Origin of the sequence: Diaphorobacter ruginosibacter (assembly GCF_014395975.1) — a bacterium.
GTDB classification, from domain to species: Bacteria; Pseudomonadota; Gammaproteobacteria; order Burkholderiales; family Burkholderiaceae_C; genus Diaphorobacter_A; species Diaphorobacter_A ruginosibacter.
In genome coordinates this window covers 725,719-738,491 of sequence record NZ_CP060714.1, presented here as the reverse complement: position 1 = coordinate 738,491, position 12,773 = coordinate 725,719, and the positions used below count along the sequence as shown (strand labels likewise).

Here is a 12,773-nt window from a genome sequence, read left to right as displayed (position 1 = left end):
CATTCAAACAGACACATCCGCAATCACAGCAACGACAAGGCCATGAGCCCAGAAAGTTACTTGAAAATGACTCTGACTGATCCGGCATTGATGTCACATCCGTAGTCAGCCTACTAGTAAATCAGTAACTTCATTTTAAAAATTCATTAACCATTGCCTCAACGGCCATTCATTCGTCCAAACGAAATGCTCGCTCAAATTGAACGATATTCAGCAAGCAAGAAGGCAATTGAATAATTTATTCAATTGCTATCGCTCATATTCCATAAATCAATAAATATGTCGGGTCGGTCGTCTACCGGGAGCGATTTCTCACAGGCACCGCTGCGAAACCGCTCCCGTGGAGCGCATCAGACCAGCGTGATCTGATGATTGGCCAGCAACGTCGCCAGATCCGTATGGACACCGTTCAGGGTCAGCAGCGTGGTGTAGCTGGCTCCGCTGCCGCCGCGGTCGATTTCCACCAAGGTGTTGTCCCCGGAGACTTCCACCTTGAGGTAGTTGGCAATCCCGTCACCCTGGGCGATGGTCGCGACGCCGTTGATGTACTGGGCGGCATACTGACCGCCCACCGTCGGCGCATAGCCCTGCAGCAGGTCGCCCAGATCGATGCGGTCCGCATCCGCCATGGTTTCGAACACGCCGACGGTGAAGCCGTTCACCATGTCCTGGCCGTTGCCACCGGTAGCATCCGATGCAACAAGCAGCTTGTACATCAACGTGTCGTGGCCTCCCGAGGCCATATGGAAGATGTCATTGCCGCCGCGTCCTTCCAGCACGTTGTCGCCGCTATCGCCCGTGATGATGTCGGCGAACGCAGACCCCGTCACGCCCTCGATGTTGCCCAGAGTCACCGTGTTGAAGCCGGTGTTCTGCGCAGTCGTGATGTTGAGGTTGACATTCACACCCACCGTGGCATGGCGGAAGTCCACGATGTCCTGCCCACCCGTTTTGCTCCATGCGTCATGGCCCATGGCGCCGCTCCATCCACCCCCTCCGTTGTAGGTGTAGGTACCTGCCGTGGCGATGAAGGTATCGTTGTATCCCGTGCCCGTAAGGATGCCCGAGTGCCCGCCCGTGGCGGCGTCGGCGGTGAGGTCATAGGCCGTCTTGCCATTACCCGCCACGAGTCCATCCCATGTGACGTTGGACGATATGCCGTTGGTCACCTTGATGAGCTTGGCGCTGTAGGTCTCGTGGGAACTCAGTCCGTAGAAGTTCAGCAGAGCCGAGCTATCGTTGGTGCCGATGCCAGACTGTGCGTTGATGATCTGCGAAGCAACCAGCTTGCCCGAAGCGTTGTAGAGCTGCACGGTATTGCCGTAGTACACGTTGATGCCCTCGCTGTCCACGATACGCAGGTGCATCGCGGTTCCCGCGGCAACGGACTGGTTGTTCTGTACGTAGACCATTTTCCCGTTCTGCTGGGCAATGATCATGTCGACCGCACCGTCCCAGTTGTAGTCCATGGCGGCCATTCCCGTCACGTTGACCAGGTTGGCTGCCAGCACGCTCGACGTCCAACCGGCGCCCTTGCCCACGTTGGTGAACAGGGTCGCCGTCTGGGAGCCTCCGTACTGCGTGAACTTCACGATATCCATCATGCCGTCATGATTCCAGTCCACGGCCGCCGAGATGAAGCCGATGGCTGCAGTGGACGATCCCACCGCACTCTTGTCCGATGACAGCGTGCCATCACCATTGTTGTAGTAGATGGCACCGCCGCTTGTCCCGTTCGTGCTGGCCAGATACAGGTCCATGTATCCATCGCCATCGAAGTCGGCCCAGGTCATCGAATTGGAGTTCGTTGACGAAGCCGCCGTCTGATTGTTGAATACATTGGTGATGTACTGGGATGCACTGAGCGTACCCGTGCCGTTGTTGTCCAGGATCGTCAAGCTGTAGTAGGAACCGCCCTGCGTGGTGTGGTAGGCGATGTCCACGGTTCCGTTGTTGTTGATGTCGACACCGGACAACTCGCGCCCCGTGTAGAACCCGGCAAGGCCCGCCCAACCGTTTCCGCCATCGGGTGAGAGCTTGCCCTGATTGTTGACAAGCAAGGTGATGGAATCCGGCCCCCCGCCATCGCCATAAGCGAGATCAAGGTATCCATCCCCCGTCTTGTCATAGGCAATGACGCCCCCGTACCAAACGGTGGTATAGGTCGATTGCTGAGACAGCGTGTACCCGCTGCCGGTGTTGGTCCAGAACGACTGCGTGGCGTTTCCATAGTAGGTATCCGTTCCCGCAATGCTTGCCAACCCATTGCGGGCAAAGTCCGCGGCGGTCCAGCTCACGGCATCGCCGTGATTGGTGGTCAGCGTGGCCACCTTGGCATAGCTCGACAGGTTCGTGCTGCTGTAGACCTGAGTGTCCGCCATGATGGTCCACAGGCCGCTGCTGTTGAGACCGATCACCATCGTGTTGTTGGTGGCGTTGCCGGGGTTGGCTGTGGTCGCCCAGTCCGTGTTCGCCAGTGCCGACGGCGAAGGCTGCACCAGCAGCGAACCATGTGCCACCTGGGTCACGCTCCCCGAGTCGCTCAACACTTGCGCGGCCATGTCGTAGGTTGAATACCCCAGTGGGTTGGTATCAGGTATCTGCAGATACCAGGTGCCGTTCTTCGAGTCCACGACCACCGCGCCATTTTTGGAACTGTAGGAGACCCCGTTGATCGTGACCTGCAGATACTCGCCCGGCAAGAGCTCGAAGCCCACGGAGCCCGATACGATCGGGGTGATGTCGGAGGTCGTCAGTTCCTTCACCGCAAGAGTCAAGGCCACAGTGAGGCCCAGCGAGGCCGGAGTCCCCTCGTTGCCTGCAAGGTCCATGACCTTGGCAACATAGGTGTGGGACGATGCATCCTTGAGTGCATCGGGCAGATTGAAGATCCAGCCGGTTCCGCTGACCATGGCATAGCCCAGCAGCTTGCCGCTTTCGTATATGGCAACACGATCGCCTGCGTCCAGCGGTGCGCTGAGCACCCCCTTGAGCTGCGGAGTGCGGTCATCCGTGGTAGTCCCGCTTCCGAATGTGCCCTGAACAGCCCCCACGTGGTCGAAATACGCAATCGTGGTGGTCGTGGAAGGAGGTGTCGTGTCCACCGTCAACGTGAACGCCGCAGATTTGTCACCTTCGGCTCCCGTGATGCTGGTCACCACAGCGGTGAAGCTGTAGGTCTGGCCATTCTGCAGGCCGGAGACATCAAAGGTCCAGTTCGTCCCGCTGACCGTGGCCTCGCCAAGCAGGATGCTGCCCTGGTAGATGCGGACGGTCTCGCCCTTGGCGAGCGGCGCGCTGAGCGAACCAACAAGTTGAGGCGCGGTATCGTCCGTGACACTTCCTGAAGGGAAGTGTCCTTTGATGGCACCCGTGTCATCTGCAAAGCTCACAATCGCCGCAGCCGATTCCGGTGCAGTGGTATCCACCCGGATCGTGAACTCGCTGGAGTAGCCCGCCGAGCTCAGATTGCCCGCAGCATCGGAAACCACGGCCTGGAATACATGCACGCCATCGTTGAGCGGCGTCGCAATGTCGAAGTACCATTCGGCCGCACTGACTTTGGCAAGACCGATGAACTTCCCGTCCTGATAGATCTGAACGATGTCACCGGAATTCAGCGAGGATGTCAGCGTACCCTTCAAGCGCGGAGTGGTGTCATCGGTCCATCCATCCGTGAATTCGCCTTGCCGGTCACCGACATCATCCACGTAGGACTTGATACTGGCACCGATCGACGGCCCCGCGGTATCTACCGTGAGCGTGAACTGGTTGGACAGCCCGCCCTCGTTTCCAACGGCATCCACCACGCGCACCACATAGGTGTACGAGGTATCGTTGGCGAGGCCGCTCAGCTCATAGGTCCAGCCAAGGCCATTGACCGTCGCGTTGCCGATGAAAGTGCTGACGGACCCCACGACCTGGTACACGCGCACCAGCTCACCAACCGCCAAAGCCTGCGGCAGGGTACCGACCAGTGTCGGGCTGGTGTCATCGGTTCGGGTGGCGTTGCCGAAGTTGCCTTGCATGCTGCCTACGTCATCCCAATAGCTGGTGATCGTCGGCACAAACTGCGGCGGTGTCGTGTCCAATGTCAGCGTGAAGGCCTCTGATGGAGCGCCCTCCACACCGGCCGGCGTGGCGACGGTTGCGGTATAGGAATAGGTCTTGCCATCGACCAGACCAGACAGCTGGAACGTCCAGGCCAGGCCATCCGCGTTCACCGTAGCGTTGCCCAGATAGGTACCGCCCTGGTAGATACGCACGGTTTCGCCGCTCGCCAGCTTGCTGGCCAACGTGCCCTGAAGAACAGGGCTGGCGTCGTCCGTGACGCTGCCGGAGGCATAGGCGCCCTGGTACGCCCCCACATCGTCGATGAAACTCGTGATCTGCACAGTGTTCGTGGACCCATCCCCGGACACATGGATCGTGAACGCGCCGGAGAAGCCCTTGTCGCTCAGGTTTCCGGCCCTGTCCACCACGATCGCGGTGAACTCGTAGGTGCCGTTGGCCAAGCCGTGCAACTGGAACGTCCAGTTCCCCCCCAACACCTGGGCATTGCCCAGCAGCACCCCGTTCTGATACACCTGCACGGTGTCGCCGGAATTCAGGGCAGACCCGAGGGAGCCCTTGAGGACCGGATCGCGGTCATCCGTTGTTGTCCCCGACGAGAACGTGGACCCCTGAGCCGGCCCCACGTCATCGGCATAGGAATCGATACTGGTGGTAATGGAGGGGCCATGGGTGTCCACGCTCAACTTGAACGTATTGGACAGCGGGCCGGAGTTGCCGGCGGCGTCCACCACCTTGGCGACGAATTCGTAGTCGGACGCGTGCTGCAGTCCGCTCAATTGCAGCGACCAGCTCTTTCCGTCGGCCGATACAGTAGCGATTCCGACCAGCACGCTGTCAGCCCCCACCAGCTTGTAGACCCGGATTTCCTCCCCTGCCGCCAGGGCCTGCGGCACGGTTCCATTCAGTACCGGAGCCGTATCGTCGGTCACGGTAGCATGGCCGAAGTCGCCCTGCAGGCTGCCCTGGTCATCCGTATAGGACACGATGGTCGACGCAAATGCGGGTGGCGTGAAGTCCACCGTCAGCGTGAACGGCCTGGATTCCAGACCCGCATTTCCGGCAGCGTCGTAAATCACGGCCGTATAGCCATGTTCGCCTTCAGTGACCCCTGCGAGCTGAAAGGTCCAGCTTCCATCGCTCAGCACGTTGGCCGTTCCAAGCAGCCTGGAGCCTTCGTAGATCCGGACCACATCCCCGACCTCGAGTCCCGCCACCGTGCCCTTGAGCAGCGGCGACGTGTCGTTGGTGGTGGTGCCTGATGGATAGTCGTTCACATTCGGGGCAACGTTGTCCTCGAACAGCAGAATCTCGATCTGGTAATCATCCGGGTTATCCGGACGAATGGTGTCGAGCTTGACGATGCTTTCCGCCGTGCGCGCGTTGCCCAATTGGTCGACAACCTCGGCGGTGACCGTGATCGCCCCCTGGTTCAGGCCGCTCAGATTGGCCGCGCCGGCAGTCCAGGCATTACCGGATACCGTACCGGTGACCTTGACACTGTGGACGCCATCGGAGAAGGTCACCGTCACGACCCGACCGTCACTGACGTTTGTCGTGGTTCCCCCCACAATCACGCTCGTTACCTCATCGGCGTTGACAATGTTGTCGCCCGCGATCTTGTCGTTCAGCCAGATCTGGGTGAGCGTGTTGTCCACGGAGTAGGCATGCTCCACGGTCAATTGCGAAGCATTGCCGGCCTCGTCCACGACCGTTGCCACGACCTGCAGCTTATGGTCGATGTCTGCAACCAGTGCCTGACCCGGAACCTCCAACGTCCAGGTTTCTCCCACCAGGGTGGCTTCATAGATTGTGCCATTCAGGTTCACCACGATCTTGACCGTGACAGCCTCCGTCTTGGGCAGTCCTGTCAAGGTCCCCGTGAGCGTCACCGTGCCCTGACCTTCGGAGGCATTGACGACGTTGTCCCCGGTCACGTCGCCAACGCTCAGAACGGCCTTGCTCAGATCGGGTGGCGTGGTGTCCAGGTTCACGATGAACGCGTCACTCCTGGCGCTCTCGTTGCCCACCGCATCCACGCTGGTCGTGGTGATCCGGTGCTCCCCGTCGGTCGTGAGCGCCGGCACCGTGTACTCCCAGGTGCCATCAGACTTGACCGTCGTGGTGCCAATGAGCGTGTCGCCGTCGTACACGTTGATCCTGTCGCCAGCCATGCCCGTTCCCTTGAGCGTCGGGGTGGTGTCGTCCGTGACCTGCCCGCTCACGAGCGGTCCCTGGTGTGCGCCCACATCGTCGTAGGCACTGCCCACCGTCGGCACGCTCGAGGGCTGGGTGTCCACCGTCAGCGTGAAGCCGGCCTTGACAATATCGCCCGCCGCGTTCTTCGCCTGCGCCTCGTACACGTGCGTGCCGTCCGACTGGTGTGGCAACTCCACGCTCCAGTGGCCCTGTGCATCGGCCTTGGTCGTGGCGATCACCTTGCCGCCTTCGAGAATCGTCACCGTTGCACCGGCCGTCGCCCGGCCTTCAAAGGTGGGAGTGGCATCGTCGGTAGCTCCACCGCTGGCAATCGGGCCCTGCTTGCTGCCCACGTTGTCCAGCACCCGGTTGATCACCAGCTCCAGCGGTGTGGTGTCCACCGTGAAGGTGATCGCGTCGCTCGGCTGGCTCTCGTTGCCTGCCTTATCGGTCACCGTGCTGGTCAGGCTGTGCGAGCCTTCGGCCAGATCCGTGGACGACGTCCAGCTCCAGTAGCCATCCTTGTCCACATCGGCCTCGCCAATCGCCCTGCCGTTGTCGTAGATCGTCACGCGCTCACCGGGCTCCACCTTGCCGGTGAGCGTGGGAGTGGCATCGTCCGTCGTGTTGCCGGGCTTGATCGGGCCTTGATCTGCGCCTACGTTATCGGATGCCGTCGGCATCAAGGGCTTGGCTGGCGGCACGGTGTCCACGATCAGCGGGTACGGCCCCGTCGCCTCGCTCTCCACACCTGCCGCGTTGGTCGCGGTAGCCGTCAACCGGTGTTCACCCTCCGAGAGCGCATTGAGTTCCACGCTCCAGTGACCCTTCGCATCCACCGTTGCAGTACCCACCACGGTAGAGCCGTCATACACCTTGATGGTGCTGCCGGCCGTGCCCGTGCCGCTGACCACCGGTGTCGTGTCCTTGGTCGAGCCACCCTTCTGGATGTTCACCAGCGGCCCCCCTTCGTTGTGCGAGACATCGGTGATGGCCGGTATGCCGGGCTTGACGCCATCGAATGTGAAGTCGATCACCGGCGTGGCCGGCCCCACGTTGCCCGCCGCATCCACCGGCCGCAGAGAGAAGCTGTGATCCGAGCCCGTGATCGGATGGTCGGGCGACACGCTGAACGAACCATCGGCATTCACCACCGCGCTGCCGATCACCACGCCCTTGTCCAACAGCTCGACACGTGCCACCTCGTCCGGATCAGCCTTGCCGATGTAGGTCGGGGTGCTGTCATCCGTTGTCATACCCGACTTGATCTCGCCGCACACATCGCCCACGTCGTCCTGCAACTTCAACTCGCTGATCGCGTTCTCACCGGGGCCGACAAGATCCACGGTGTAGCTCTGCTCCACGCTCTTGTCATCACTGTTGCCTGCCGCATCGCTGAAGGTCGCTGTCACCTTCAGCTTGTGATCTGCATCCTTGACCAGGGCGTCGCCCGACACGCTCACGCTCCAGTGGCCGTTGATCACGTTGGCCACATACTTTGTGCCATTCAGCTCGACGATCACCTTGATCTCGACGACATCCGACGGCACGCCCGTGAGCTTGCCCGTGAGGATGGCGTTGCCTGCGGCCTCCACCGCATTGACCCTGTTGTCACCCGCAATCGGATCGATGCTGATAAGTGCATTGGCAAGGTCCGGCACCGAGGTGTCCAGGTTCACGATGAACGCGTCGCTCCTGACGCTCTCGTTGCCCACCGCATCCACGCTGGTCGTGGTGATGCGGTGCTCCCCGTCGGTCGTGAGCGACGGCACCGTGTACTCCCAGGTACCGTCGGACTTGACCGTCGTGGTGCCAATGAGCGTGTCGCCGTCGTACACGTTGATCCTGTCGCCAGCCGTCCCCGTTCCCTTGAGCGTCGGGGTGGTGTCGTCCGTGACCTGCCCGCTCACAAGCGACCCCTGGTGCGCACCCACGTCATCGTAGGCACCGTCCACCGTCGGCACGCTCGAGGGCTGGGTGTCCACCGTCAGCGTGAAGCCGGCCTTGACGATATCGCCCGCCGCGTTCTTCGCCTGCGCCTCGTACACGTGCGTGCCGTCCGCCTGGTGCGGCAACTCTACGCTCCAGTGGCCCTGTGCATCGGCCCTGGTCGTGGCGATCACCTTGCCACCTTCGAGAATCGTCACCGTTGCACCGGCCGTCGCCCGGCCTTCAAAGGTGGGGGTGGCGTCGTCGGTGGCTCCGCCGCTGGCGATGGGGTCCCGCTTGTCGCCCACGTTGTCCAGCACCCGGCTGATCACCAGCTCCAGCGGTGTCGTATCCACCGTGAAGCTGATCGCATCGCTCGGCTGGCTCTCGTTGCCTGCCATATCGGTCACTGTGCTGGTCAGGCTGTGCGGTCCCTCGGCCAGATCTGTGGCCGGTGTCCAGTTCCAATAGCCGTCTTTGTCCACATCGGCCTGACCGATCACATTGCCGTTGTCGTAGATGGTCACACGCTCGCCCGGCTCTACCTTGCCGGCAAATGTGGGGGTCGCGTCGTCCGTCGTTCCACCAGGCTGGATCGGGCCTTGGTCAGCACCTACGTTGTCGTATGCAACAGGCATGGCAGGTTTGTCTGGCGCTACCGTGTCCACGATAAAGATGTATTCACCCGTAGGATCGCTTTCCACACCCGCAGGATTGGTGGCGGTGGCGTGGAGCTTGTGCTCGCCATCATCCAACTCCGTCACCTCAACGCTCCAGTGACCGTTCTTGTCCACCACCGTCGTGCCCACGACGGCGGCCCCGTCGTAGACGGTGATCGTGTTGCCTGCCGTTCCGGTGCCGCTGATCACCGGTGTCGTGTCCTTGGTCGAGTCACCCTTCTGGATATTCACCCATTGGCCATTGCTGTTGTCCGAAAGGTCGCCGATGGCAGGCGTGCCGGGCTTGACTCCATCGAATATGAAATCGATCGGTGGTGTGGCCGGCCCCACGTTACCCGCCGCGTCCACCGGTCTCAGCGAGAAGCTGTGCCCCCCACCCGTGATAGGGTGGTCAGGAGATACGCTGAATGAGCCGTCTGCATTCACCACCGCGCTGCCGATCACCACGCCCTTGTCCAGCAGTTCGATTCGGGCCACCTCTGCCGGATCGGCCTTGCCGACGTAGGTCGGAGTGCTGTCGTCCGTCGTCATGCCGGTCTTGATCTCGCCGCGCACGTCGCCCACGTCGTCTTGCAGCTCCAACTGGCTCAGAGAATCCAGCCCGGGTGCGACCAGGTCGTAGGCCTGCTGGGCAGTCACCCCGAGGTTGGCATTGCCTGCCGCGTCGTGCACAGCCCCGGCAGCCACACTGACCTGGATGATGCCCAGGGTGCCTCCCGCCGGCGGCTTGACTTCCAGCATGTAGACGCGGGGACTGATCTGGACGAGTTGACCAGCCTGCCCTCCCGAGACCTGGATATCGCTCAGATCGAAATCCTTCACGTCCTCGCTGAACGTGAATGTGAAGGTGACGTGGCCATCCTTGCCGACAATGCCATCGACATCGTCGGTGATCGTCAGCACGGGAGCAATGCCGTCCACGGTGATGGTGGCTTCGCCGCTGACATTGCCCGCCGCATCGGTTGCAGTGACCGTGATCGCCTTGCCATCTTCGAGGCCGGGATTGGCCATGCTGAAGTGGCCGTCCGGACCCGCGACGACAGTCTGGCTTTGCCCGTCAGGGAAAGTGATCGTCACCTTGCTGCCTGGTTCTGCCGTGCCCGAGATAGGGTCCAACGCGTTGACGGGGTCAATCGTTGGTGTAGTGGGTGCCACCGCGTCGATGGTGACCCGAACGGGATCGCTCCTGTTCCCGTCGACATCCGATACCTGCACGACGATCACGTCTCCGTCCTTCAACACCATATCGGGATGGGCAACGCTGAAGTGGCCATGCTCATCCGCATGGCCTTCCACCTGCGAGTGATCAGGCAGAGTGACCGTCACCTTGCTGCCGGGCACGGCCGTGCCGGTGACAGGGTCCAGTGCATTGGCAGGGTTGACGATGGGCGCAGGTACAGGAACTGGATCTTCCGGGTGAACCGGCACCCTGGTGGGATCGCTGGTGTTTCCCGCAGCATCGGTCGCCACCACGATGAGGATCTGCCCGCCTTCGAGCCCACCGGGGTTCGGGATGGAGAAGCTCCCAGCGTCTCCCACCTTGGTCGTGGAAGTACTGCCATCAGGGTACGTCACCGTGACCGTGCTGCCCGGTTCCGCATGACCCGTGATCGGATCCTTGCTGCTGACCGTGTCAACTTGAGGCGGCGCCGGAGCCCGTGCGTCCACCACCACGATCACCGGCTCGCTCGCATTGCCTGCGGCATCGACCGACACCACCTGGAGAGAGGCTCCATCTTCCAGCCCTGGATTCGGTATCTGGAATTTTCCATCGGCCCCGGCCTCGGCCACAGCGGTCGTGCCGTCGGGCAGCGTGACCTTGATGGTGGAGTGGGGCTCCGCTTCACCGGCAATCGGGTCCTTGCCATTGACCGGGTTCAGCTTCGGAGCGACGGGTGCCGACGCGTCAATCGTCACTGTGGCCGCTGGGCCGGTGTTTCCGGCCGCATCGGTGGCCGAGACGCGAATGACCTCTCCGTCCTTCATCGTGCCCGGATTGGGCAGCGAGAAATGCCCATCTGCATCTGCAACACCCGTGATGGTCTTGCCGTTGTCCCATACCACCGTCACCACGGCCCCCGGCTCCGCCGTGCCGGTGATGGGATCGTGCCCATTGACAGGATGGACCTGGGGCACGGGTGGCGCCATGGCATCCACCTTCATGATCACCTCGCCGCTCACATTGCCGGCGGGATCGGTGGCAGTCACCTTCACGGGCTGTCCATCGGCCAGCATGCCCGGATTGGGCACCTCGAAATGCCCGTCCTTCCCGGCCACGGTGGTCTTTTGTGATCCGTCGGGGAAGGTCACCGTCACCGTGGAGCCCGGCTCGGCGGTGCCCGTGATCGGATGCGTTGCATTGACAGGATGAACCACCGGGTTGGCCGGGGCAAGCGCATCCACCGTGATCACCACCGGGTTGCTCTCGGCACCGTGATGACTCACGACCACGGTCACCGTGTCACCATCCTTCAGACCCGGATTGGGGACACTGAATTTGCCGTCGGCCCCCACCACGGCCGTGTGGCTGCCTCCACCCGGAAATGACACGATCACGGTGGCCCCAGGCTCGGCCGTTCCCGTGATCGGCTTGACTCCATTGACCGGTTCGAGGACAGCCGGAGATGGTTTCTGCGACGCATTGTGGGTGCTTGCGCTGCCCACGGCCAGCAGGCCGGCCATGCCGCCCCACATCGCCACGATGGGTATCGAGGAGTTCGTCTGCTCGCCCGCCATCAGGGAATCGATCGAGTACAGGCTCGAATACCCCCATGACAGAGAGCCCTCGCCTGTTCCCAATTCGACGAGCCAGAGACCTTCGGCGTCGTCCTGCAGAACCACGTGGGACTGCCCGCCATCCAGTGGCGCGAAGAAATCTCGGACAGTGATGGTTTCCCCATTCTGCAGTGTGACGACCAGATCCTTGCCAACCCGCGCCAGGTCCTTGACCTGGGCACGCGTGGCCTGGATTTGCACGACGCCACCATCCTCGAGGCGAAAATCAGTGGGCATGCCGTACTTGGTGACGGCCGTTTTCCTGGAAACAACAACGATTTCAACAGGAGCCATGGAAGAAGACATAGAAATTCTCTTTCAAAAATAAAAATCAGAAACAGGACAGTGGCCGACCAATCAAAAAATTGGTTAGCCATATAGCCTTGCAGTATTTAATTTGAGTCAGCTATTCCTGACTCACAAACCCCAACATCACACCCATACCGGGAAAACGATTGACCTGCGCAAGAAGCCAACAAAGCTGGACTCATTGCTCAACGGCTTATTGCAGGCATTAATCTGCATGAGTAGAAAAATTATTCGATAGTAAATTCATTGGGAATTGCTCCCATGAATTCTCAAACCCTCACCCCTGACAAATGAAGGCACCAAGGTTAGCAATCGAACACCCTGGTAATTTGCGATAAATCAAAATTCGTAGAGTCAATACAATTTCCAAAAAATGATACCCGCTGTTTCAGATCAGCCCAACAATCCTCTAGCAATCACAATCACTCATATCATCGCCATAATAATCACCAAGCCATTTTCCGCAGCCATGTCGACAGTGATCCGCAGTGGATTATTTCACCCAAACAACCATCCACACCGATGACATTCGCATATATTGCACACTAACAATCTGTGTAATTGCGAATATTCACATTTACACATCCCATTGCCATCGCAATACTCACAGATTGCTGGAAGTAAACCGTCAAAGAACCAGATGTGCTCGGTCACGAGTACAGAGCATTCGTCCAGGCTGCGCGACACACGACGCACGCTTTTATCCTCCGGTGTCCTCGGCGACATCAGCACCGCACGAAGGCGAGGACGCTGCGCGTAGCGCCATAAGGAACAGACATAGGGGAAAACAGGGCGACAGCGCCGCAGGCT

Annotated in this window: 1 protein-coding gene; it reads right to left on the bottom strand. The window is 60.7% G+C overall.

Annotation, left to right across the window (positions count from 1 at the left end):
* Positions 1-350 precede the first annotated feature (350 nt).
* A complete protein-coding gene (locus tag H9K76_RS03380; protein ID WP_187598178.1) occupies positions 351-11,960 on the bottom strand; it encodes an Ig-like domain-containing protein in 11,610 nt (3,869 codons plus the stop codon).
* Positions 11,961-12,773: the final 813 nt, after the last annotated feature.